22 protein-coding genes are annotated in these 23,757 nt (G+C 72.0%); 16 read left to right on the forward strand and 6 right to left on the reverse strand.

Features of this window, described 5'->3' with window-relative positions:
- Positions 1 to 120 precede the first annotated feature (120 nt).
- Together SY2F82_RS32155 and SY2F82_RS32160 are read left to right on the forward strand one after the other, a co-directional pair.
- Positions 121 to 912: an ABC transporter ATP-binding protein gene (locus SY2F82_RS32155; protein WP_200422744.1), complete on the forward strand. Its 792-nt coding sequence runs from the start codon at positions 121 to 123 to the stop codon at positions 910 to 912.
- Positions 912 to 1,643 carry an ABC transporter permease gene (locus SY2F82_RS32160; protein WP_200422678.1) on the forward strand — a complete coding sequence of 244 codons (732 nt, stop codon included), beginning with the start codon at positions 912 to 914 and terminating at the stop codon, positions 1,641 to 1,643. Before SY2F82_RS32155 ends, SY2F82_RS32160 begins: the two co-directional genes overlap by 1 nt.
- A gap of 214 nt (positions 1,644 to 1,857) precedes the next feature.
- Here the strand turns inward: SY2F82_RS32160 and SY2F82_RS32165 are convergent, their stop codons facing one another.
- From SY2F82_RS32165 to SY2F82_RS32175, 3 genes are read right to left on the reverse strand one after another with little or no spacing between them, the layout of a single operon-like run.
- Positions 1,858 to 2,778: an aminoglycoside phosphotransferase family protein gene (locus tag SY2F82_RS32165; protein WP_200422679.1), complete on the reverse strand. Its 921-nt coding sequence runs from the start codon at positions 2,776 to 2,778 to the stop codon at positions 1,858 to 1,860.
- Positions 2,779 to 2,835: 57 nt separating this feature from the next.
- Positions 2,836 to 3,324, reverse strand: a complete 489-nt coding sequence (locus SY2F82_RS32170; protein WP_236041906.1) for a ferritin-like domain-containing protein — start codon at positions 3,322 to 3,324, stop codon at positions 2,836 to 2,838.
- Positions 3,321 to 3,848 (reverse strand): hypothetical protein, encoded by a 528-nt coding sequence (locus tag SY2F82_RS32175; protein ID WP_200422680.1) that lies wholly within the window; start codon positions 3,846 to 3,848, stop codon positions 3,321 to 3,323. Before SY2F82_RS32175 ends, SY2F82_RS32170 begins: the two co-directional genes overlap by 4 nt.
- A gap of 262 nt (positions 3,849 to 4,110) precedes the next feature.
- Between SY2F82_RS32175 and rimP the strand changes: the two genes are divergently transcribed.
- The 9 genes from rimP to SY2F82_RS32220 all read left to right on the forward strand — a co-directional run bounded on the left by rimP (position 4,111) and on the right by SY2F82_RS32220 (position 13,298).
- Entirely contained in the window at positions 4,111 to 4,620 is a 510-nt protein-coding gene (gene rimP / locus SY2F82_RS32180; protein ID WP_200422681.1) for a ribosome maturation factor RimP, read from the forward strand.
- A gap of 2 nt (positions 4,621 to 4,622) precedes the next feature.
- A complete protein-coding gene (nusA, locus tag SY2F82_RS32185; protein ID WP_200422682.1) occupies positions 4,623 to 5,618 on the forward strand; it encodes a transcription termination factor NusA in 996 nt (331 codons plus the stop codon).
- 127 nt (positions 5,619 to 5,745) lie between these two features.
- Positions 5,746 to 6,057 (forward strand): YlxR family protein, encoded by a 312-nt coding sequence (locus SY2F82_RS32190; protein ID WP_200422683.1) that lies wholly within the window; start codon positions 5,746 to 5,748, stop codon positions 6,055 to 6,057.
- 146 nt (positions 6,058 to 6,203) lie between these two features.
- Positions 6,204 to 9,275, forward strand: coding sequence for a translation initiation factor IF-2 (infB, locus tag SY2F82_RS32195; protein ID WP_200422684.1), 3,072 nt, complete (start codon positions 6,204 to 6,206; stop codon positions 9,273 to 9,275).
- A 670-nt stretch (positions 9,276 to 9,945) separates the two neighbouring features.
- Positions 9,946 to 10,239: a DUF503 domain-containing protein gene (locus tag SY2F82_RS32200; RefSeq protein ID WP_200422685.1), complete on the forward strand. Its 294-nt coding sequence runs from the start codon at positions 9,946 to 9,948 to the stop codon at positions 10,237 to 10,239.
- 45 nt (positions 10,240 to 10,284) lie between these two features.
- Positions 10,285 to 10,737, forward strand: a complete 453-nt coding sequence (gene rbfA, locus SY2F82_RS32205; RefSeq protein ID WP_200422686.1) for a 30S ribosome-binding factor RbfA — start codon at positions 10,285 to 10,287, stop codon at positions 10,735 to 10,737.
- Entirely contained in the window at positions 10,734 to 11,639 is a 906-nt protein-coding gene (gene truB, locus SY2F82_RS32210; protein ID WP_200422687.1) for a tRNA pseudouridine(55) synthase TruB, read from the forward strand. The genes rbfA and truB overlap by 4 nt, the downstream gene beginning before the upstream one ends.
- A gap of 375 nt (positions 11,640 to 12,014) precedes the next feature.
- On the forward strand, positions 12,015 to 12,971 hold the full coding sequence (locus SY2F82_RS32215) for a bifunctional riboflavin kinase/FAD synthetase (protein WP_200422688.1): 957 nt from the start codon (positions 12,015 to 12,017) through the stop codon (positions 12,969 to 12,971).
- A 96-nt stretch (positions 12,972 to 13,067) separates the two neighbouring features.
- Positions 13,068 to 13,298, forward strand: coding sequence for a DUF397 domain-containing protein (locus SY2F82_RS32220; RefSeq protein ID WP_200422689.1), 231 nt, complete (start codon positions 13,068 to 13,070; stop codon positions 13,296 to 13,298).
- Positions 13,299 to 13,421: 123 nt separating this feature from the next.
- Here the strand turns inward: SY2F82_RS32220 and SY2F82_RS32225 are convergent, their stop codons facing one another.
- The 3 genes from SY2F82_RS32225 to eccE all read right to left on the reverse strand — a co-directional run bounded on the left by SY2F82_RS32225 (position 13,422) and on the right by eccE (position 18,764).
- Positions 13,422 to 16,370 carry an SCO5717 family growth-regulating ATPase gene (locus SY2F82_RS32225; protein WP_200422690.1) on the reverse strand — a complete coding sequence of 983 codons (2,949 nt, stop codon included), beginning with the start codon at positions 16,368 to 16,370 and terminating at the stop codon, positions 13,422 to 13,424.
- Positions 16,371 to 16,605: 235 nt separating this feature from the next.
- On the reverse strand, positions 16,606 to 17,448 hold the full coding sequence (locus tag SY2F82_RS32230) for a hypothetical protein (protein WP_200422691.1): 843 nt from the start codon (positions 17,446 to 17,448) through the stop codon (positions 16,606 to 16,608).
- A complete protein-coding gene (eccE, locus tag SY2F82_RS32235) occupies positions 17,448 to 18,764 on the reverse strand; it encodes a type VII secretion protein EccE (protein WP_200422692.1) in 1,317 nt (438 codons plus the stop codon). The genes SY2F82_RS32230 and eccE overlap by 1 nt, the downstream gene beginning before the upstream one ends.
- Positions 18,765 to 19,258: 494 nt before the next feature.
- Here eccE and eccB point away from each other — a divergent pair, with 494 nt between their 5' ends.
- The 5 genes from eccB to SY2F82_RS32260 all read left to right on the forward strand — a co-directional run bounded on the left by eccB (position 19,259) and on the right by SY2F82_RS32260 (position 23,751).
- Positions 19,259 to 20,857, forward strand: a complete 1,599-nt coding sequence (gene eccB, locus SY2F82_RS32240) for a type VII secretion protein EccB (protein WP_200422693.1) — start codon at positions 19,259 to 19,261, stop codon at positions 20,855 to 20,857.
- A gap of 208 nt (positions 20,858 to 21,065) precedes the next feature.
- On the forward strand, positions 21,066 to 21,377 hold the full coding sequence (locus SY2F82_RS32245; RefSeq protein ID WP_103843682.1) for a WXG100 family type VII secretion target: 312 nt from the start codon (positions 21,066 to 21,068) through the stop codon (positions 21,375 to 21,377).
- A gap of 131 nt (positions 21,378 to 21,508) precedes the next feature.
- The gene (locus tag SY2F82_RS32250; protein WP_200422694.1) at positions 21,509 to 21,796 is read left to right on the forward strand and encodes a WXG100 family type VII secretion target; all 288 of its coding nucleotides are present in this window, start codon (positions 21,509 to 21,511) and stop codon (positions 21,794 to 21,796) included.
- A gap of 200 nt (positions 21,797 to 21,996) precedes the next feature.
- On the forward strand, positions 21,997 to 23,334 hold the full coding sequence (gene mycP, locus SY2F82_RS32255) for a type VII secretion-associated serine protease mycosin (RefSeq protein ID WP_236041907.1): 1,338 nt from the start codon (positions 21,997 to 21,999) through the stop codon (positions 23,332 to 23,334).
- A 51-nt stretch (positions 23,335 to 23,385) separates the two neighbouring features.
- Positions 23,386 to 23,751 (forward strand): hypothetical protein, encoded by a 366-nt coding sequence (locus SY2F82_RS32260; RefSeq protein WP_200422695.1) that lies wholly within the window; start codon positions 23,386 to 23,388, stop codon positions 23,749 to 23,751.
- The last annotated feature ends 6 nt before the right edge of the window (positions 23,752 to 23,757 follow it).

Below are 23,757 nucleotides of genomic sequence, written 5' to 3' on the forward strand. Positions count from 1 at the left end.
CGGACCCGTATCACCCGGAGGACGCCCGTGTCCGACACGACCGGCCGGCACCCGTTCCGGTTCGGCCCCGCCCGGTTGCGGCACGGGCGTACCCGGCCACCGGCAGGAGGGGCCCCCACCGTGCCGGCGCCGTACCGCAGCGGCCTGCGGCCCCCGGCGGTGGAGGCCCGTGGGCTGCGGGTCGTCCGCGGCGGCCGGGAGGTGCTCCGCGGCCTCTCGTTCACCGTGCCCCGAGGCACGGTCACCGGCCTGCTGGGCCCTTCCGGCTGCGGCAAGACCACACTCATCCGCAGCATCGTCGGCACCCAGATCACCGCGTCCGGTACGGTCACCGTCCTGGGTGAGCCGGCTGGATCCCGGCGGCTGCGCGGACGCGTCGGCTACGCCACCCAGAGCCCGGCCCTGTACCCCGACCTCACGGTCGCCGAGAACCTGCGGTACTTCGCCGCGTTGCTGCATGCCGAACCGGACGTCGAACGCGTCATCGCCGCCACCGACCTGGAACGGCAGCGCGACCAGGCGGTCGGCTCCCTCTCGGGCGGCCAGCGGATGCGCACCGGCATCGCCGCCGCCCTGCTCGGCGGCCCGCCGCTGCTGGTGCTCGACGAGCCCACCGTCGGCCTCGACCCCGTTTTGCGCAACCAGCTCTGGCAGCTCTTCCGCACCCTGGCGGCGGACGGCACCACGCTGCTGGTCTCCAGCCACGTCATGGAAGAGGCCGGGCGTTGCGGACGGCTGCTGCTGATGCGCGACGGCCTGCTCCTCGCCGACGACACCCCCGACGCGCTGCGCGACCGCACCGGAACCGCCGACCTGGAGCAGGCGTTCCTCCGCCTGATAGAGGACGTCGCGCCTCGCGAGACCCAGCACCACGGGACCCAGCCCCACGAGAACGAGGAGACCGGGCCGTGATGACCTCGGCGAGCCGCGCCACCACACGCCGCATCCTGCGCCAGCTGCGTCACGACCCGCGCACGGTGGCCCTGCTGCTGCTCGTCCCGGTCCTGCTCGTGGTCCTGCTGCGCTACATGTTCGACTCGGCGGCCGCCTTCGACCGGGTCGCCCCCGCGTTGCTCGGCATCTTCCCGTTCGTCGTCATGTTCCTCGTCACCTCGGTGACGACCCTGCGCGAGCGCACCTCGGGGACGCTGGAGCGGCTGATGACGATGCCGCTGAGCAAGCTGGACCTGCTGACCGGTTACGGCTGCGCCTTCGGCCTGCTCGCGGTGGTCCAGGCGCTGGCGGTCACGGGGGTGAGCCTGCGGCCGCTCGGGCTGACGGTGTCCGGGTCGACGGGCCTGCTGCTGACGGTCGCGGTGCTGGACGCCCTGCTCGGCACGGCGCTGGGGCTGTTCGTGTCGGCCTTCGCCCGGACGGAGTTCCAGGCCGTGCAGTTCATGCCCGCGGTGGTCTTCCCGCAGCTGCTGCTGTGCGGGCTGTTCGTCCCTCGGGCGCACATGGCGCAGCCGCTCCGCTGGGCCTCGGACGTCCTCCCGCTCTCCTACGCCGTCGACGCCCTGGGCCGGGCCGCCGCGGGCACCACCGGCACGGCCGACCTCGTCCGCGACCTCTCGGTGATCGCCGGTTCCGCCCTGGCCGCCCTGGCACTCGCGGCCGCCACCCTTCGTCGGCGCACCCCCTGACGCCCGGCCGCGGGCGTTGCGACCCGATCACCTCTGCGCGTGGGGCCGGCGTCGCACGGCCGTCGGCAGTCCGCGGCCGATCCGGGCCAGATTGATCCCGACCGTACGCCGCCGGCAGTGCGAGGGGCGGAGACGAAAGGCGCCCGGCGCAGGGCCGTTCGGGCCTTCGGTACGGCTGACCGGGGCGGGCGAGGGGGCTGTCGGCCCGCCTCGTCTAGAGCCAGCTCGCGAACTCCAGCAACAGCTCCGCGTCCCCCGGGCGGCCCACCCGGCGCGCCCGCACTCCCGACTCCACCGCCCGGAACAGCGTCCAGCCGCGCAGCCGCTCCTGGTCCAGGTCCAGGGACTCCGCGAGCCGTTTCACCCGGCGGCGGGTGATCGCCGCTCCGGAGGGCGCCGCGATCAGGTCCTCCACCCGGTCGCGCACCAGCCTGGCCAGGTCGAAGGCGCACTCGCCCACCACCGGGTCCGGACCCACCGCGAGCCACGGCATCCGCTCCCCGGCGAGGATCTTGCTCTGCCGGAAGGTGCCGTGCAGCAGCCGCTCCTCGGGCGGGGCGGCGAGCAGCTGCTCACGGGCCGCCAGCGCCGCCTCGACCAGCGGCGCCGCCTCCGGGTCCGTCTCCGCGCTCCTGCGCATCGCCTCGGCCTGCCGTCCCGTGCGTGCGGCCACCGTCTCGAAGGAGTGGGCGGCGGGCGGCTCGACCCACAGCCGCCGCAGCGTGCCGGCCGCCTCCAGCAGGGCCTTCGCCTCCGGCAGCGACCGCACGGACATCTCCGGGTGCAGGCGCTCCAGCAGCAGCACGCCCTCCCCGGCGTCCGAGGTGTCCGGGGCGTCCGCATCCAGGAGCCGTACGGCCCCGAAGCCGTCCCACCGCACGAGCGCGGCCCGCTCGCTGCACGGACGGGCCCAGGGCGGTACCAGCTTCAGCACGGCGGGCGTCCCGTCGGCCCGCCGCACCAGCAGCACCAGACTGCTGCGGCCGCCCGGCGCCTGCACCCGCTCCACGGTCAACTCGCGTAGACCGACGGCCCGCCGGACCAGCTCCGGGAGCCTGCCCAGCCAGTCGGCGCCACCGTCCCGCTGCGTCTCGCCGAGCGCCCTCACCAGGCGCTGCGGCGGTTCGAAAGCCATGCGCGAGTTGTTCCCTTCCAGGTCGGCTTCGCACGCGTACGGTCGAGCGCGTACGCGTCAGGTTCGCGGTGTCGCCGACGGGGTGGGGGTGGCCGCCGCCCGCTCGGCGAGACCAGGGAAGGCTACGCTCTCGCCGCTCCAGCGCACCGCCCGCACCGCGGCTTCCCGCAGCGCCCCGGCGGCGAAGCCGCGCCGCGCACCCGTCGAGGCCCGCACCAGATCCGAGTACACCCCGGCCACCCGCTCCTCCAGCTCGGCGGCCAGCCGCACGGCGGCGGCGGAGTCGGGGACCGGGAACGGCAGCGCGTACCCGGCCGCGGCGGCGTCCGGCGTGCCGCCCAGGTCCCGTACCGCCCGGGCCAGTTCGTCCCGCCGGGCGCGGTGGGCGTCGTAGGCGGCCAGCGCCTCCGCGCGCCGCGCCTGCTCGATGCGGCCGCCGACGACGCCGTAGCCGTACACGGCGGCGTGCTCGGCGCGCAGGGCGGCGCGCAGGGCCGTCAGCTCGTCGCTCACGGGCGTCGGTGTGCCGGTGCTGCTCGTGCTCACTTTCCGCCCTCCGTCAGCAGGTACGCGTGCGCGGCCCCGGCCGCGGCCACGGACGCCATCAGCCGTGCCAGCTCGCCCGGCACCTCCAGCAACGCCCTGCCGCGCCGGTCGGCCAGGGCGCGCTCCGCCGCGGCCAGACCGGCCAGTGCGGACTTGGCGTCCGCCGGTACGGGGGAGGCGGAGGCCGAGGGGGACGCGGAGGCGCCGGCCGAGCCGGCGGAGGGGGACGCCGAGGCGCCGGCCCCGCCGCCGAACGCCTGTGCGTGCCGGACGACCTCCGCCCGCAGTGGCCGCAACCGCGCCGCCAGGTCCGGATGGGCGTCGATGACCGCCGCGTACCGCGCCGCCAGTGCCTCGCTGTCCCGGGCCGCACGCGCGCGTGCCCGGTCGGCGGCCGCCGGACTGCCGCCCGTGGCGCCCGAATCGGAGGCGCCGGAGCAGCCCGCCAGCAGCGCCGCACCCGCGGCCGAGGCGAACAGGCTCCTTCTGCGCAGCGGGGCGCGTGCAGGCGGGGGGAGGGGCACGGCAGACCGTCCTCGGGGGCTTCGGTACGAACGGATGGGCGGGAGCCCGACGAATGGGCGGGAGCCCGATGATCACCGTACCCGCGTACCCCGCCCGTGCCTGCCATCGGCTCGGCTCGACAGCGCGCACGCGCGCGTGGCGCCCGCCGGACCGCCGTTCGCCGTGCGGCCCAGGTGGACGGCATCACCCTCCTGGACCGGATACCCTTTGACCTGACAGCGACCATCCCACAACAGCACACGCGGCCGAGGAGTCACCCGGATGAGCACCACCCAGAGCGAGAGGCTGCGAGAACTGCTGGAACCGCTCGTCACATCCCAGGGGCTCGATCTCGAGGAGATCGCGGTGGACGCCGTCGGGCGCAAGCGTGTGCTGCGCGTCGTCGTCGACTCCGACACCGGTGCCGACCTGGACCAGATCGCCGATGTGAGCCGCGCGCTCTCGGCGAAGCTCGACGAGACGGACGCGATGGGCGAGGGCGAATACACCCTCGAGGTCGGAACCCCGGGCGCGGAGCGCCTCCTCCAGGAACACCGGCACTACGTACGGGCCCTGGGCCGGCTGGTGAGGTTCCAGCTGGCGGAGGGCGGAGAACTGGTCGCCAGGATTCAGCAGGTCGACGACGACGGTGTCGACCTCGAGGTGCCCGGTGTGAAGGGCCGCAAGGCCACCACCCGCAGACTCGCCTTCCCCGACATCGCCAGGGCGCGGGTCCAGGTGGAGTTCAGCCGCAAGGACACGAAGGACATGAAGGAAGAGGAGGAGGCGTAGCCGTGGACATCGACATGAGTGCCCTGCGGGGCTTGGTACGGGAGAAGGAGATCTCCTTCGACCTGCTGGTCGAGGCGATCGAGGCGGCCCTCCTCATCGCCTACCACCGCACCGAGGGAAGCCGCCGCCACGCGCGCGTCGAGCTCGACCGGGAGACCGGCCATGTGACCGTGTGGGCGAAGGAGGATCCCGAGGATCTTCAGGAGGGGCAGGAGCCGCGCGAGTTCGACGACACCCCGTCGGGCTTCGGCCGCATCGCCGCCACCACCGCCAAGCAGGTCATCCTGCAGCGTCTGCGCGACGCCGAGGACGACGCGACGCTCGGCGAGTACGCGGGCCGCGAGGGCGACATCGTCACCGGAGTGGTCCAGCAGGGCCGCGACCCGAAGAACGTGCTCGTCGACATCGGCAAGCTCGAGGCCATCCTGCCGGTGCAGGAGCAGGCGCCGGGGGAGACGTACGAACACGGCAAGCGCATCCGCTCGTACGTCGTCCGGGTGGCGAAGGGCGTGCGCGGTCCGTCCGTCACTCTTTCGCGCACCCACCCCAATCTGGTGAAGAAGCTGTTCGCGCTCGAGGTGCCGGAGATCGCCGACGGCTCCGTGGAGATCGCCGCGATCGCCCGTGAGGCCGGTCACCGTACGAAGATCGCCGTCAGGTCCACCCGTTCGGGTCTGAACGCCAAGGGCGCCTGTATCGGCCCCATGGGCGGCCGTGTGCGCAACGTCATGGGCGAGCTGAACGGTGAGAAGATCGACATCGTCGACTGGTCCGACGACCCGGCCGAGATGGTGGCGAACGCCCTGTCCCCGGCCCGTGTCACCAAGGTGGAGGTCGTGGACCTCGCGGCCCGCTCCGCGCGCGTGACGGTCCCCGACTACCAGCTGTCGCTGGCGATCGGCAAGGAGGGGCAGAACGCCCGTCTGGCGGCCCGGCTGACCGGCTGGCGGATCGACATCCGCCCCGACACCGAACAGCCCGCCGAGAGGCAGGCCTGAGGCGCGTGACCTCGGCCGGGAATAGATCCCGGCCGTGCGACGCTGAGATCACGACAGTTTTGTGTGCAGCAGCTGTTCGACTCTTGCCCCGAAGGGGTGAGGTCGGCGCGGGGAGGTAGACTTAACCGTGTCTGGCCGGACGCACGCCGGAGCATGCCCTGAACGCACCTGTGTGGGGTGCCGGGAGCGAGCGGCCAAGATCGAACTGCTGCGCACCGTGGCGGTCGAGGACGCCTGCGTCCCCGATCCTCGCGGTACGCTGCCCGGCCGGGGTGCGTACGTGCACCCCGCACTGTCCTGTTTCGACCTGGCAATCCGCCGCCGGGCGTTCCCGCGGGCGCTACGCGTCCCGGGTCCGCTCGACACAAAGGCGTTGCGCCAGTACGTCGAGCAGGAAGACAGTTGTCAGCAGCAGCCAGCTGGGCAGGCAACACCGTAAGACGTGCCGCACGGATCCCTGTGCGGTCCTGGTACCTCGCGAGTCGAAAGCAGGTCGAGATTGCGATGAGCACTCGATGAGTACGCGATGAGTACGCCCATGAACTAGCGACGGTCCGGCTTCAACCCGGACCTCAAAGGAGCGAAGTGGCTAAGGTCCGGGTCTACGAACTCGCCAAGGAGTTCGGTGTGGAGAGCAAGGTCGTCATGGCCAAGCTCCAGGAACTCGGTGAATTCGTCCGTTCGGCGTCTTCGACCATCGAAGCGCCCGTAGTACGCAAGCTGACCGACGCCCTCCAGCAGGGCAACGGCGGTGGCGCGAAGTCCGCCGCCCCGCGCAAGGCCTCCCCGGCGAAGCCGGCCTCGCCCTCCCCGGCGCAGGCCGCACGTCCGGCTGCCCCGCGTCCGGCGGCCCCCAAGCCCCCGGCCGCCGAGAAGCCCGCGGCTCCGGCCCCGGGTCCGCGCCCGACGCCGGGCCCCAAGCCCGCGCCGCGGCCCGCTCCGGCGTCCCCGGCTCCGGGTGCCCCGGAGTTCACGGCGCCTCCGGCGGCTCCGGCCGCTCCCAGCCCGCGCCCGGGTGCTCGTCCCGGCGCACCCAAGCCCGGCGCACGTCCGGCCGCGCCCGGTCAGGGGCAGGGCCAGGGCGGTGCCCAGGGCGCTCGTCCCGGCGCCGCGCGTCCGGGTGGCACCGGCGCGCGTCCGGGTGCCCGTCCGGCCGGTCCGCGTCCGGGTAACAACCCCTTCACCTCCGGTGGCTCCACCGGCATGGCGCGCCCGCAGGCGCCCCGTCCGCAGGGCCCGCGTCCGGGTGGTCCCGGCGCTCCCGGCGGCGGTCCGCGTCCGCAGGCCGCGGGCCAGGGCGGTCCCCGTCCGCAGGGTGCGGCCGGTGGCGGTCCGCGTCCGCAGGCTCCGGGCGGTCCGCGCCCGACCCCGGGCTCGATGCCGCGTCCGCAGGGCGGTCCCCGTCCCGGCGGCGGCCCCGCCGGTCCGCGTCCGAACCCGGGCATGATGCCGCAGCGTCCCGCTGCGGGCCCGCGTCCCGGCGGCGGCCCCGGCGGCCGCGGTCCCGGTGGCGGCGGTCGTCCCGGTGGCGGCGGCGGTCGTCCGGGTGGCGGCGGCTTCGCCGGCCGTCCCGGTGGCGGCGGCGGTGGCGGTTTCGCCGGTCGTCCCGGTGGTCCCGGTGGCGGTGGCGCCGGCGGTGGCTTCGCCGGCCGTCCGGGTGGTCCCGGCGGTGGCGGCGGTGGCCGTCCCGGCTTCGGTGGCCGTCCCGGCGGTCCCGGTGGCCGTGGTGGCACGCAGGGCGCCTTCGGTCGCCCGGGTGGTCCCGCGCGCCGTGGCCGCAAGTCGAAGCGGCAGAGGCGCCAGGAGTACGAGGCCATGCAGGCCCCGAGCGTCGGCGGCGTGATGCTGCCGCGCGGCAACGGCGAGACCATCCGTCTCTCCCGCGGCGCGTCGCTCACCGACTTCGCGGAGAAGATCAACGCCAACCCGGCGTCCCTCGTCGCGGTCATGATGAACCTCGGCGAGATGGTCACCGCGACGCAGTCCGTCTCCGACGAGACGCTGCAGCTCCTCGCCGACGAGATGAACTACGCGGTTCAGATCGTCAGCCCGGAGGAGGAGGACCGCGAGCTGCTCGAGTCCTTCGACATCGAGTTCGGCGAGGACGAGGGCTCCGAGGAGGACCTGGTCGTCCGTCCGCCGGTGGTGACCGTCATGGGTCACGTCGACCACGGTAAGACCCGACTGCTCGACGCTATCCGCAAGACGAACGTCATCGCGGGCGAGGCCGGTGGCATCACCCAGCACATCGGTGCCTACCAGGTCGCGACCGAGGTCAACGGCGAAGAGCGCAAGATCACGTTCATCGACACCCCGGGTCACGAGGCGTTCACCGCCATGCGTGCCCGTGGTGCGAAGTCGACCGACATCGCGATCCTGGTCGTCGCGGCCAACGACGGCGTCATGCCGCAGACGGTCGAGGCGCTCAACCACGCCAAGGCGGCCGACGTGCCGATCGTGGTCGCGGTGAACAAGATCGACGTCGAGGGTGCCGACCCGACCAAGGTGCGCGGTCAGCTGACCGAGTACGGCCTGGTGGCCGAGGAGTACGGCGGCGACACCATGTTCGTCGACATCTCCGCCAAGCAGGGTCTGCACATCGACTCGCTGCTGGAGGCCGTGATCCTGACGGCCGACGCCTCGCTCGACCTGCGGGCCAACCCGAACCAGGACGCGCAGGGCATCTCGATCGAGTCCCGTCTCGACCGCGGCCGTGGTGCCGTGGCGACGGTCCTCGTCCAGCGAGGCACGCTGCGGGTCGGCGACACGATGGTCGTGGGCGACGCCTACGGTCGTGTGCGCGCCATGCTCGACGACAACGGCAACAACGTCGCCGAGGCCGGCCCGTCGACGCCGGTCCAGGTCCTGGGCCTGACCAACGTCCCGGGTGCGGGCGACAACTTCCTGGTGGTCGACGAGGACCGTACGGCCCGTCAGATCGCCGAGAAGCGTGCCGCCCGTGAGCGCAACGCGGCCTTCGCGAAGCGCACGCGCCGCGTGTCGCTGGAGGACCTGGACAAGGTGCTCAAGGCCGGCGAGGTCCAGCAGCTGAACCTGATCATCAAGGGTGACGCTTCTGGTTCCGTCGAGGCCCTGGAGTCCTCCCTGCTCCAGCTGGACGTCGGCGAAGAGGTCGACATCCGCGTCCTGCACCGCGGCGTCGGTGCGGTCACGGAGTCCGACATCGACCTGGCGATGGGCTCCGACGCCATCGTGATCGGCTTCAACGTCCGCGCGGCCGGCCGCGCGGCGCAGATGGCCGAGCGCGAGGGTGTGGACGTCCGGTACTACTCGGTCATCTACCAGGCGATCGAGGAGATCGAGGCGGCCCTCAAGGGCATGCTCAAGCCGGAGTTCGAAGAGGTCGAGCTGGGTACGGCGGAGATCCGCGAGGTCTTCAAGTCGTCCAAGCTGGGCAACATCGCCGGTGTCCTCATCCGCTCGGGCGAGGTGCGCCGCAACACCAAGGCCCGCCTCATCCGCGACGGCAAGGTGGTCGCGGAGAACCTCACCATCGAGGGCCTGCGTCGCTTCAAGGACGACGTCACCGAGATCCGCGAAGGCTACGAGGGTGGTATCAACCTCGGCAACTTCAACGACATCAAGGTCGACGACGTCATCGCGACGTACGAGATGCGCGAGAAGCCGCGGGCGTAATCCCGGGCTCACCGCCGGCCGACGGAACCACGGTTCCGTCGGCCGGCGGTCGCGTGCAGCCGGGCGGTGAGGGGTTCTCGCCCCCGCCGCCCCCTTCCCTTCCCGACTCTGGGGGCTGCTGCCCCCGGCCCCCGTTGTGGCCCTTGCGGCCTCGTCCCATGACCCCCCGGGCTCTTCGAGCAGGGGCCCTGAATTCAGGCACTCCGGCGTTTCAGGAGTGGGGGTCGGGGGGCTCCCCCCCCGGGACGGGACCTGGGGCGAAGCCGCAGCGGTTTTATCGAGCGTGCTCCGTGAGGGGTGCTGGGGACGTAGTCCCCGCCCGAGTACGGAGCGCGAAGCCCGGCCCGGGTCCCAGGGGGAGCCCTGGTGGCTTGCAGGGTGGTGCCCCGGCGGGACGCTGTCCCCGGCAGGGTCTGTGGCGGAGTCGCGGCGGGTTGCAGGGAAGCGGTGCTCGGTGAGGGTTCTGGGGTCCTGGTCCCCGCGTGGGTCCGCGGCGAAGCCCCGGTGGGGTTGAAGGGGCGGAACCCCTGGAGGAAGGGAAGGGCAAGGGCGGCGGGGGCGAGAACAATCCCGTCGAGTGGCCCGCAGGGTTCGTTGTACGGTTTTCGTGTCCCTGCCCACACCGACGGCAGGGCCACCGATCCCGTACCGGCGGGTCATCCGGACACACATGTACGTGGGGACCCTGTCCTTCGACCTCCTCCTCGGCGACGTACGGTCGCTGAAGGAGAAGCGTTCCGTCGTCCGCCCGATCGTCGCCGAGCTCCAGCGCAAGTACGCGGTGAGCGCCGCGGAGGTGGACCACATGGATCTCTACCGGCGGGCCGTCATCGGGCTCGCGGCGGTCTCCGGTGACGCGGGGCACCTGACCGACGTACTCGACCGGTGCGAGCGGCTGGTCGCCGGACGCCCCGAGGTGGAGCTGCTGTCCGTCAGGCGGCGCCTCCACGGCGATGACGACTGACGACTGACCGAAGAACACAGACAGGAAAGACAGGGAGACGGACCAGTGGCCGACAACGCGCGGGCTAAGAGGCTGGCGGACCTCATCCGAGAGGTGGTGGCCCAGAAGCTGCAGCGCGGGATCAAGGACCCGCGGCTCGGCTCGCACGTCACCATCACGGACACCCGGGTGACGGGCGATCTGAGGGAGGCGACCGTCTTCTACACCGTGTACGGGGACGACGAGGAGCGGAAGGCCGCCGCGGCCGGCCTGGAGAGCGCCAAGGGCATCCTGCGCTCCGAGGTCGGACGCGCCGCCGGCGTGAAGTTCACCCCGACCCTCACCTTCGTCGCGGACGCCCTCCCGGACACCGCCCGGACGATCGAGGACCTCCTCGACAAGGCGCGCGCCTCCGACGCGAAGGTGCGCGAGGCGGCCACGGGCAAGTCGTTCGCCGGTGAGGCCGACCCGTACCGGAAGCCCGGCTCCGACGACGAGACGGACGACACCGCCGAATGACCCAGCAGCACACCACGCCCGACGGCCTCGTCATCGTCGACAAGCCGTCGGGCTTCACTTCGCACGACGTCGTCGCCAAGATGCGCGGGATCGCCAGGACCCGTCGCGTCGGCCACGCCGGCACCCTCGATCCGATGGCGACCGGCGTCCTCGTCCTCGGCGTGGAGAAGGCCACCAAGCTCCTCGGGCACCTCGCCCTGACCGAGAAGGAGTACGTGGGCACCGTCCGCCTCGGGCAGACGACGGTCACGGACGACGCCGAGGGGGAGGTCACCTCCTCCACCGACGCCTCCAAGGTCACCCGGGACGCCATCGACGCCGGGATCGCCAAGCTGACCGGCGACATCATGCAGGTGCCGTCCAAGGTCAGCGCCATCAAGATCAACGGCGTGCGGTCGTACAAGCGGGCCCGGGACGGCGAGGACTTCGACATCCCGGCCCGGCCGGTCACCGTCTCGTCCTTCGCGGTGTACGACGTCCGGGACGCCGTCGCCGAGGACGGCACCCCGGTGCTCGACCTGCTGGTGTCCGTGGCCTGCTCGTCCGGCACCTACATCCGGGCCCTCGCCCGCGACCTCGGCGCGGACCTGGGCGTCGGCGGCCACCTCACCGCCCTGCGCCGCACCCGGGTGGGGCCGTACAAGCTGGACGCCGCCCGCACCCTGGAGCAGCTCCAGCAGGAGCTGACCGTGATGCCGATCGCCGAGGCCGCCGCGGCCGCCTTCCCGCGCTGGGACGTGGACGCCAAGCGGGCCCGGCTGCTCGCCAACGGCGTGCGGCTGGAGATGCCCGACGAGTACGCGGGCGCGGGCCCCGTCGCCGTCTTCGGCCCCGAAGACCGCCTCCTGGCGCTCGTGGAGGCCCACCGGGGGAAGGCGAAGAGCGTGGCCGTGTTCGGCTGACGTACGCCGTGCCTGCCCGTGGAGCGGCGATCGCGGGATGCCGGTCGCCGCTCCACGGTCCCCCCTCGGTTCCCCCTCACAGAGGTGTATCCATCCGCCCGTATCTATTCACCCCGGGGAGCAGGCGCTCGGAGTGAACCGAGGGAGCGGAAGGGGGCGCGTTCACCGCACGATCGTCCCGGCCGGTGCCACAGGTCGCGCACGGCGGGCGCCTGACCGCCGTCCACCCCCCGTGATCTGCCCGCCGCCTCCCTTGATACGACGTGCCGCCCGTCACAGCCCCCATGCCGATGCGGGCCGACGCCGCCCGGCATGGCACCCTTAGACCTGCGTACAAGGCAGAGACGGACACGGGTTCGACGAGGAGCGGTCACAGTGCAGCGCTGGCGTGGCTTGGAGGACATCCCCGAGGACTGGGGGCGCAGCGTCGTCACCATCGGCTCCTACGACGGAGTCCACCGCGGTCACCAGCTGATCATCCGGCATGCCGTGGAACGCGCCCGTGAGCTGGGCGTTCCCTCGGTCGTCGTGACCTTCGACCCGCACCCCAGCGAGGTCGTGCGCCCCGGCAGCCACCCGCCGCTGCTCGCCCCGCACCACCGCCGCGCCGAACTGTGCGCCGAACTGGGTGTCGACGCGGTCCTCGTCCTGCCCTTCACCACCGAGTTCTCCCGGCTCTCGCCGGCCGACTTCGTGGTCAAGGTGCTGGTGGACAAGCTGCACGCCAAGGCCGTCGTCGAGGGCCCGAACTTCCGCTTCGGCCACAAGGCCGCCGGCAACGTGGAGTTCCTGGCCGAGCAGGGCAAGACGTACGACTTCGAGGTAGAGGTGGTCGATCTCTACGTGACCGGTGAGGCGGGCGGCGGCGAGCCCTTCTCCTCCACCCTGACCCGCCGGCTGATCGCCGAGGGCGACGTCGAGGGCGCGCGCGAGATCCTCGGACGTCCGCACCGGGTGGAGGGTGTGGTGGTACGCGGCGCCCAGCGCGGCCGCGACCTCGGCTACCCGACCGCCAACGTCGAGACGCTCCCGCACACCGCGATCCCGGCCGACGGCGTCTACGCCGGCTGGCTCCAGGTCGAGGGCGAGGCGATGCCGGCCGCGATCTCCGTCGGGACCAACCCCCAGTTCGACGGCACCGAGCGCACCGTGGAGGCGTACGCCATCGACCGGGTGGGACTGGATCTGTACGGGCTGCACGTCGCCGTCGACTTCCTGGCGTTCGTCCGCGGCCAGGCCAGGTTCGACTCGCTGGACGGGTTGCTGGCGCAGATGGCGGAGGACGTGAAGCGCTGCCGTGAACTGATCGCGGCGGCCGGACACCCCGCCTGAGAACGACGGCCGCGTCCGTTCGCTCAAACCCCCCGTCGCCGCCCCCAGTTGTACAATCCCCCTTGTCCGTAAGGTCGGTGGAACGGAGTGGACCCGGTGGCGACCGAGCAGGAGAAGGAAGCGCTGTACGCCATGGACATCAGCGGCGTCGAGTGGGTCGGCTCCCCTGAGGGTCCCCAGGACGAGCGGGTGGAGATCGCCTACCTGCCGGGCGGCGCCGTCGCGATGCGCAACTCCGCGGACCCCGACACGGTGCTCCGCTACACCGCGGCGGAGTGGCGGGCGTTCGTACTCGGGGCGCGCGACGGGGAGTTCGACCTGAAGTAGTGCTGAAGCAGTGCTCCCGGAGCGATACCGGGGACGAGTGCGCTCGCGCCGCGACGTACTACGCGAACGCCGGAGGGCCGGCACCGTGACGGTGCCGGCCCTCCGGCGTTGCGGGCCCGTTCGCTACTGCTGCGTCCAGCCGGGCGGCACGGCGCCCTGCGGGGGCTGGGGCTGCTGCGGGTTCTGGTCCGGGGCCGGCTGCTGCTGCCAGCTCTGGCCCGGTCCGGGCTGCTGTTGCTGCCAGCCCTGCCCCGGTCCGGGCTGCTGCGGGGGCTGCTGCCAGCCCTGCCCCGGCTGCGGGGCGCCGCCGGGCTGGGCGTAGGGCTGCTGCGGCTGCTGCGGGGCTGCGTATCCCTGCGGGGGCTGCTGGAAGTGCAGGTTCGGGTTGCCGAAGCCCTGCTGCGTACGGGCGATGTCCTCGGCGACGACGGCGGCGAGGTCGAAGTAGGCCTCGCGGGTCTTGGGACGCATCATGTCGAGGTCCACCTCGGCGCCCGCCGCGAGGTGTTCGTCGAAGGGGATCACGACGACAGCGCGGCAGCGGGTCTCGAAGTGCGCGACGATGTCCTCCACCTTGATCATCTTTCCGGTCTCGCGGACACCGGAGATCACGGTGACCGACCGCTGGACGAGATCGGCGAAGCCGTTGGCCGACAGCCAGTCCAGCGTCGTCGAGGCGCTGCTCGCACCGTCCACCGAGGGCGTGGAGATGATGATCAACTGGTCGGCGAGGTCCAGGACTCCGCGCATCGCGCTGTAGAGCAGGCCGGTGCCCGAGTCCGTGAGGATGATCGGGTACTGCCGGCCCAGCACGTCGAGCGCGGCACGGTAGTCCTGGTCGTTGAAGGTCGTGGAGACCGCCGGGTCCACGTCGTTGGCGATGATCTCGAGCCCCGAGGGCGCCTGCGAGGTGAAGCGGCGGATGTCCATGTAGCTGTTCAGCCGCGGGATCTCCTGGACGAGGTCGCGGATGGTGGCGCCCGTCTCGCGCCGCACCCGTCGGCCGAGGGTGCCGGCGTCCGGGTTGGCGTCGATCGCCAGGATCTTGTCCTGGCGCTCGGTGGCGAGCGTCGCGCCGAGCGACATGGTCGTCGTGGTCTTGCCGACGCCGCCCTTGAGGCTGATCACCGCGATCCGGTAGCAGGACATCACCGGCGTACGGATCAGCTCCAGCTTCCGCTGCCGCTCGGCCTCCTCCTTCTTGGCGCCGAACTTGAAACGGGACGGACCCGTGTTGTTCTTGCGCGCCTTCGGCTGATGGCGCAGCAACCGGTCGGAGGAGAGCTCCACGGCGGCGTTGTAGCCGAGCGGCGTGCCGGGTGCGGCCTGCTGCTGGGGGGCGCCGGGTCCCGCCTGGGGGCCGACCGGGGCGGTCCAGCCCTGGTTGCCGTAGGGGGCGGGCGGCGCAGCGGGAGTCTGCTGGGGCGCCTGCTGCTGCGGCAGCGGCTGTGCCGGGGGCTGCTGCTGGGCCGGAGCCGGTTGCTGGGCCGCGGACTGCTGCGGCGGGGCGGCCTGGGGGTAGCCGTAGCCGGCCTGCTGGGGCGGAGCCGGTTGCTGGGGCGCGGGCTGCTGCGGCGGGGCGGCCTGGGGGTAGCCGTAGCCCGCCTGCTGGGGCGGGTAACCGTAACCGACCGGTCCGGGCTGCTGCTGCTGCGGCAGCGGCTGGGCCGGCGACTGCGGGTAACCGTATCCGGCGGCCTGCGGCTGCGGCTGCGGCTGCGGGGGCTGGGGCGCCTGCCGCGGGTCCCCCGGTGCGGGGTGCCCGCCCTGCGCCGGGTACGCGGGAGGCTGGGCCGGGTACGCGGGAGGCTGAGCCGGGCCGAACGTGCCCTGCGGAGGCGTCGGGTACCCGGGCTGCCCGGCTACCGGCTGGGCGGGCGGCTGCGGGTAGCCGTATCCGGCGGCCTGCGCGGCTGCCGCCGCGGCCTGCTGGTCCGGCTGCCCTGCCTGCTGCGGTGCCCCCTGGGCGGGCACGTAGCCCTGGGGCAGCGGCGGAAGCTCCTGACCGGCCGGAGGCTGACCGGCCGAGGGCTGACCGGCCTGGGGCGCGGCGGGGGCCTGTGCAGCGGGCGCCGCCTGTGGCTGCTGCCCCTGCGCGGCGGGCGCGGGCGCGGCTTCGGGAGCGGCGGGCGCCGGCTCCGTGTCCGCCTCTGTTTCCGGCTCTGCCTCCCCGGTCGCCGACGGGGCCTCGGCATCGGTCCGCGCGGCGGATTCCGCCTCGGAACGGGCGTCCGCCGTCTCGTCGCCCTCCGGACCGGAGACCTCGGATCCGGCGGAGTCACCCGACTCCGGCTGGTCGTTCCGCCCCTCCTCCGGCTTCTCGTCGTCGTCGGCTCCGCCGAACAGCCTCGCCGCCTCGGCGTCGGCGGCGGCATGGTTGAGCTCCGCCGTCGACGGCTCGGGCACCGACTGCGCGGGCAGCGGCTGTGCGGGGGCGGGCTGTTGGGGAGCTCCGGCCGCCGGGGCAGCGGCCTGGGGCGGGGCGGCCTGGGCGTCCTCGTCGACCGGCCGCAGCACGGGGAAGCCGGGCGCGGGAGGCTGGGCCGGCGCCTGGGGCTGAGGCTGTCCGTGACCGACCGACGTGTCCTGGCCCTGCTGGGGTGCGCCCGCTCCCGTCTGCTGGGGGTAGCCGTATGCGCCGGGCGCCGGCGCGCCTCCCGCCGTCTGCGGGGTGCTGGGAGCGGACTGCGGCTGCGGCTGCGGAAAGCCGTAGCCACCCGTGCTGTTCTGGCTCGCCCCGGGCACGCCCTGCGCGGGCTGCTGCGGAGCACCCTGGGTGTACGGCTGTGCCGGCGCGGTCGCCTGGGGTGCGGGAGGCTGCGGTGCGGGAGGCTGCGGTGCGGGGCCGCCCGGGGGTCCCGTGGGCGGTCCGACGGGTGGGCCGGGCGGCGGAGGCGGCGCGGCCGGTCCGGCGTCGCGCTGTCCGCCGGCCGTGGAACCACCCTGCGTGCTTTGGGCGTACCAGGCGGGAGGGGTGTAGACGATTTCGAACTCGCCGGTGAGGTCCACGTCTTGATCGTCCCCGTCCGAGGACGGGCTGCCGCCGTTGTACTCGGACCGATCGCTGTTCACTGCTTGCCTCCTGGTCAGCCACTGCTGCTGAGTTGGTCGTCGTCGCGGCCGGGCGGACCGAGTGGCGATTCCCACGCGGCTGCGATCGTCACCGCATCACCAGAAGAGACTAATCACTTGGATCGCGGTACGGAAAAGTGACTGTCGACCCGACCGGCAGGCACCGCGATCCGGGGACGACAAGACGTCGGACGAGCCGCCGGGCGAGCCGTCGGACGAACCGTCGGACGACGCGTCAGTCCATACGGCGGGCCACGCCCAGCAGGCCCGTCTCCGCATCGGTGGGCTCGGTCATGACGAACTTTCGATGCTTACGGGTGCACCACAGGGCGACGCCGTCGTACAGCGTGGGCAGCAGCTGGAGATGCTCGTCCGGAATGCCCAGAGTGTCGCGCACGATCTCGGTCTCCTGGGGCGAGATGCGCTGGATTCCGACCAGTTGGGCCTGGGCCAGCCAACGCGGCGCGTGCTCGCCGACGAACGGCAGCACCGTCACCACGGCCTGCCACGGCAGGGAGGTGACCCGCCCGCGGGGCGGACGAACGCCGCAGTCCCGGATCAACACCACCGGGCTCGAGACGGAGGGTCCCTGCGCGGGCACCCGTCCGACCGGATAGACCGTCACACACTGCTGGCCGCCACCCGCGACCTGGGCCAACTGCTGCCAGGCCTGCGGACGGCCCGTCTCGACGCCCACACGCGCCCCCGTCGCGGCGGCACGCAGCGCGAGCACCTGGGCGAGCCAGAGGCCGCCCACGAGCACGACGTCGAAGGGGGTGGGACGGGACAGGCCGAGCACGGCCGGCTGCGACTCCGGGTCGGTACCGATGATCACGCCATCGTCGCCGATCGGCATGCTGATGGCCGCGAGCTCGTCGACGGTGACGACATGGCGGTTCCGGCGCGGGCCGCGCAGCCCGAAACCCGGGCTGAAGATGCGCCGTTGCTGCTGCGGGGACTCCGGCTGCCGGATGATGGGGATCATGCCGGTGTCGGTGGGCGAGGCCACGTGCGCCGGCGTGCGTCCGGTGGCCCGGCCGTGCTGCCGCGGGTCCGTGGCCGTGGCGGGGTGGGACATCAGTACGTACCTCCGAGCGGCAAAGTGGCGAGGGCTCCGGGGACCTGTTCCCGGTCGAGGCGGACCAGACCGACCTTCGCGGCACTCGCGGCCCGCTCCAACTCACGGGCGACCTCGGCGAGTTCGCTGTCCCCACGGGCGGTGACGCGCAGATGCCCGGCCAGGGAGACGCCCCGGCTGCCGGCCTTGCCCAGCGTCACGCTGAACGTCGTGGCGAGCACCGGGAGCGAGGTGAACCGCGTGATCAGCTCGGGCAGCGCCACACCCCCGTTCCCCAACTGAGGCCAGCGGGAGAGCCAGTACGTCGTGTGCCACCGGTCGTCGACCCGCCAGCTCCGTACCGACTCGACCGTGCGCCGCTGGGGGGAGCGCCCGTCCTGGGCGTGCTGCGCGTTGGCCCGCGGGTTCAGGCAGCTGGACGTCGCGAGCGCCTGCACCAGCTCGGTCTCGTCCAGGATGGTCGCCTGGAAGCCGGCCCCGGCCAGCCGGCTCGCCAGCTGGTCCGCCACCCGAAGCAGTGCGCGCTGCGCCCCGGGAACGCCGCCCCCGCGTGCCTGGACCGCCTCCGGGCACAGCTCCGGGTCGAGTTTGAGGGCGACCCAGGTGAGCCGGAGCGCGGGCGAACCCGTCTGCGCCTGAAGGGGGCCGTACGACCGCGCGGCGACCGACTGCGGGGGCAGATGCGGTGCGGGCGCCGGCTGGGTGTGCTGCACGACCTGTGCGGACGCCAGACGGATCCCGTCGACCTCCAGCGCCTCCTGGACCAGGTGCAGCGGTAGTTGCCGCCCCGCGGACTCGGGACGCAGCGGCTGGTCTGCCGGCTGCACGAAGAGCACGGTGGTCAGGAAGGTCCCGTCACCGATCATGCCGATCGAGCGATCGTCGCGGGACACGAAGCGGTACGTCCGCAGGGCCGGGTCGCACTCGACGGTGGGGGCCAGCAACGGGTCCGTGCCGGGAGGGACGGGCAGCTTGGCATCGCGCCGGCGGCGCCTGAGCGCGCGCGTCGTCTCGTACCACTCGGGCAGCGGGCGGCGGCCCCGGCGCAGGACCGCCAGGAGCAGCAGCAGCGCCGCCACCCCACCGGCCGGGGCCAGCAGCCAGGACGCGTCCGCGGCCCAGGCGGCCAGCATGACGGCCGCCGCGAGCTCCACGAGGATGAGCTGCTGCAGCCGCAGCGGGCCCATGCCGCCCGGGCTGGGCAGCATGCGCGGCGACGCGGCGGCGGGGGCCGGAGCCGGCCCGCGTCTGCGGCCCGGACCGTCCTGTTGCTGCTGTGCGCGGCCTCCGCGCCGAGTGCTCGTAGCGCTGGTCATCCCCCGGGACATCCCTTTCGCGAAGTAGTGGCCATATGTCGGGCGGAGATCCTCTGTTGGAGATCCCGGCGACCGGCCAGGGGCACCGATGGCCCACATCATCCATGCGAGTGGCTCACGGTACCCGCTGCTGCACGCGGGCGGACACAGGGGACACCGAAACCCCAGGTGGCCAGCCTTTCACGGACCGGCCGCGCATGGTGGGGCGCAGGGGTTGAGGCTCTGTGAAGATGCGGGGCCCGCCACGTACCTGATGGAACGTCGCCCGACGGCACAGGGCATAGTAAGTGCCTGCTCGGCCGAGGCGGCCCTTCGAGCACATCGAGCAGCTCCGTCCGGCAGTTCCATCGAGCAGTAGACCTTGAGCAGTTGAGATCGAGCAGTTGAGGTCGCGCAGCTGGATCGAGCAGCTGGATCCACAGCTGGATCGAGCACCGCAACCGAGCACCACAACCGAGCACGTCGAGCATCACACAACGGGAGACCTGGGGACCATGGCAAAGCGTCGCGATGAGCTCGCTGCCTACACGTTCGCTCGCAAGCGCACCGTCGCGGCGTTCCTGGCGCCATCGCCGGGGGGCTCGGACGAAGGCGCGCCGCGCCCCATGCAGACGGTGATGCCCAGCCTCGCGGTGGGCGTCGTGCTGGTGGTGGGCTTCATCGCCTGGGGCGTGATCAAGCCGTCGGCGCCGGCGGGCTGGGACACTCCCGGCGAGTACATCATCGTCGACAGCGACTCCACGACGCGCTACGTCGTCCTCAAGGACAAGGCGACGAACGGCAAGGAGATCCCGACACTCCACCCCGTCCTCAACTACGCCTCCGCCAAGCTCCTCCTGGACAAGGGCAAGGGCAGCGTCATCGAGGTTCCCGGCAAGGAGATCGACAAGAGCGGCATCCCGCACGGCGCGACCCTCGGCATCCCGTACGCCCCCGACCGGCTGCCCGCCGCGGCGGACGCGGAGAAGGCGAAGACCTGGGCGGTGTGCGAACGGCCGGCCCCCGGTTCGAACGACGCCATCGACCGTGCCGTCTTCGTCCTCGACGCCGACGACGCGAAGACGCTGGGGAACGAGGGGAAGGTCGACGCGAGCGAGGCGCTGTACGTCGTCGACCCCAAGACCGCACGGGAGTACCTGGTCGACGGCAAGGGCAACGCCTTCCTGCTGGGCGGCCCCTCGGGGCTCGACAGCACCACCATGGAGCAGCTGCGCGCCGCGGTCATCGGCACCACGGCCAAGCCACAGCCGGTGAGCCAGCAGTGGCTGCACACCCTCAACGAAGGCGGGGTCATCACCTTCCCGGAGGTTCCGTCCGCCGGACAGACGACCTCGGTCTCGGGGCTCCCCCAGGACGCGCGGACGGTGGGCCGGGTGCTCAAGGCGCAGGACGCGCAGGGCATCCAGTACTACGTCGTCCTGCGGGACCGGGTCGCCGCCATCACGCCGTTCGTGGCCAGCCTGCTCAAGAGTGCGCCCTCCGCCAAGCTGGCGTACGGGACGAACACGATCAGCGACATCCGGGTCGACACCCCGGACATCATCGCGGCCAACGGCGGTCAGGCGGACACCTTCTACGCGGACAAGGGCTGGCCCCAGACCGTTCCCCGGCAGGCCAACCCCGCGGCGACGGCGACCGAGGAGGCCCGCACCACCTCGTGCAGTGTCTACAACGGCACCATCGGCGAGGACCGGAAGCCGCAGCTCGCCGCCTGGGCCGGGACGGCCTACCCCAAGAAGGTCGTCGCGGATTCCCTGAGCGCCTACGTCTCGTCCGGCTCCGGGCTGCTCTTCCAGGAGGTCACGGGGACGGCGCAGGGAGGCGGTGCGACGTATCTGCTGACGGACACGGGTCTGCGCTACTCCCTGCCGTCGAACAACGACAGCGCCGCGCAGGGCGGCGGCACCGGCTCGTCCCTTTCGGGCGACGCCAGTTCCTCGTCGGAGGGGGCGAGCGAGACGGACAAGGCGCGCACCCGGCTGGGCTACGAGAAGGTGTCCAACCCCGCGGTCGTGCCGCAGTCCTGGGCGACGTTCATCCCGAAGGGCCCCACCCTGGACACCGGCAGCGCGGCGCAGCCGCAGAGTCAGTGACAGGCCAACTGGCCGAAAACACACGCTACTTGGCCGTAGTGGATCACAGGATCATCGCTCAACTGTGTGAACCCTGTAACGCCTAGGCCTTGCTTGTGGATGTGTGACGGCCGGACGATAGAGTGCCTTCAGCGCTCACGGATGGGCCGCTTCTCCGGGTACTGGTGCAGGTTTCCCGGATCAACGACGACATGGGGGAAGGTTCAACATGGCCGGCCAGTTCCGGGTAACAGAAGATGAACTGACCAAGCTCTCCGGCGACATCAACACCGTGAACGGTCAGCTTCAGGGCGAGATCCGCCGCCTCAACGGAGTGATCGACCAGATCGCGGGCGGCTGGCAGGGCCAGGCGGCCCAGTCCTACCACCAGCTGCAGGAACGCTGGAACGCGGACGCGAAGAGGATGAGCGACATCCTCAACGACATCAAGGAAGCCGTGGACTCCACGCGGAGCAACTACTCCGCGTCGGAAGAGCAGCAGAACTCCGAGATCAGCAAGATCATGTCCGACTTCGGCTGAGCCGAACGCTCAGGACTCGACTCTTCCTGCTCTCCAGAGCTCTTCACCACTTTCCGCGGTGGTCGCCGGTTGCCGCCGATTGTGACCGGTTGCCACCGATTTCCTTCGACTCTTCCTGAAAGGGAACGACGATGTCGGGCATCCTCGTAAATTACGCCACCATCACCAACGCGTCCTCGGACGTGCGCACCACCGCCGGTCGTATCAAGCAGCAGCTCGACGACCTCGAGGCCGCGGTCAAGCGCGTCGCCAACACCTGGGAAGGCGAGGCCCAGGAGGGCTACCAGCGCAAGCAGCGCGAGTGGGACAAGACCGCCGCGGACCTGCACGCGACGCTGCTGAAGATCGCCGCGGCTCTGCAGAACGCGGCCGAGAACTACCAGGCCACCGAGAAGAGCAACGCCTCGACCTGGGGCTGAGCCGTCGGCGGCCCGAGGGACATGAGATGAGGAGAATCGGCCCAGCCGACGCCACGGCGTCCGCTGGGCCGAGCCCTTGTCCGGGGCCGGTGCACGGTAAATCCCTGGAATCTTCACACGCGTCGGCGCATCTTCATCTACGTACACATGACCAAGCTTCGAAGGAAGCAAGGAAGCAAGAGAGCCCTCAGGGCGTGAACATGGGGGACCTGAACATGCGGGGCACGACCGCTCGTTCGCGTAGCCGCACCGCTGGAACCGCCGCCGTACGGCGGGCCTTCGGCGTGCTCGCAGCCACGGGAATCTGCCTCGCACCGGGTACGTCGGCACTGGCCGCCCCGGCCCCGGCCCAAGTGGCGGCGCCCACCCACCTCACCGACTCGGACCCCGGATCCGGCGACACGGCCACGAGCGAGTGCACGTTCGGCGGCCCCGTCATCAAGTCGACGCCGTGGTCACTCCAGCGGATCCTCCTGGACCAGCTGCGCGCACAGGCGACGGGCAAGGGCGTCACGGTCGCGGTGATCGACACGGGAGTGGACAGCTCCAACCGCCAGCTGAGCGCAGCCGTGGCGTCAGGCAGCAAGTCCTACGTCGGCGGCTCCGGCACCCAGGACCTGGAAGGCCACGGCACGCGGGTGGCGGGCATCATCGCGGCTCGCCCGATGAAGGGCACGGGCTTCGAGGGCATCGCTCCGAACGCCAAGATCCTTTCTCTCCGCTACACGGGCGGGGAGAACAAGCAGGGCAACTCGGGGACGATGGCCTCGGCGATCCGCGACGCGGTCGCCAAGGGCGTGGACGTCATCAACATCTCGTCGGACACCGCGAACAAGAAGGACGACCCGACCCTGCGGAGCGCGGTGGCAGCGGCCGTGAATGCGGGCGCCCTGATCGTCGCCGCCGCCGGCAACGACGGAGCCGACGGTGCATCCGCGGACACGTTTCCGGCTTCGTACCCGGGCGTCCTGGCGGTGGCGGCCTCCGACCGCAACGACGAACGAGCCTTCTTCTCACAGGCGGGCGACTTCGTCGACGTCGCGGCACCGGGCGTCGGCATGGTCTCCACGGTCCCGAAGGGGGGCCAGTGCACCGCCGACGGCACGAGCTTCGCGGCCCCGTACGTCGCGGGCGTGGCGGCCCTGCTGAAGGAGAAGCACCCGAACTGGACGGCGGCCCAGATCGCCACCCGCATCGAGCAAACGGCTCAGCGGCCGGGGCGTGGTCCGAACCGCTTCATCGGGTGGGGGGTCGTCGACCCGGTCGCGGCACTGTCGGACGACTCGACACCGGGCTCGTCCCCGACTCCGGACCCGCCGGTGAAGGCCGGGCCTGGCGGAGTCATTCCGATGGCGGTGACGATGGGGGAGAGCGAGGCGGAACGGCAACGCCGGACGGCGATTTATGTGCTGGGGACGGGACTGATCCTGGTTCTTACGGCCGCGGGGTGCGGGGTGGCTGTGCGGGACTGGCGGAGTCGGCGGGGTGGCGCGGTCGTGCATTCGGCCGGTCGGTCCGGCGATCACTGGGCGGCTTGAGCACCGAGCGGGTGCTGAGAACTTTAATAACAGGGGAGAGGACAACGGGGTATGAGCAACGGAATGCGTGTCGATCTGAGCGCGCTGGATGAGGTCATCCGCAGGCTCTGGAGACTGCTGGACGACATGGACAAGGCCGGCACCACGTCGAAGTACAGCACGGAAATCCCGGCGAACGCGTTCGGCCAGGCTACCGGGGATTCTTGCGTGTTCCACGAGGCCGCAGAGCTGCACGCGGCCCATAGGGAAATGAAGACCAAGATCGAAGCGATCATCGAGAAGCTCCACGGCTTGATCGACGACTTCAGCACCAAAACTTCGCAGGTTCGGGACAGGTACAACAACAAGGAGCACGAGATCAAGCACGGCATGGGGGGAGACTCGGGTGGCTCTACTAAGGGCAAGTTGGCTTCCTAGGTAGTC

The sequence above is a fragment of the Streptomyces sp. Y2F8-2 genome, from assembly GCF_014905555.1.
Lineage (GTDB): Bacteria > Actinomycetota > Actinomycetes > Streptomycetales > Streptomycetaceae > Streptomyces > Streptomyces cynarae.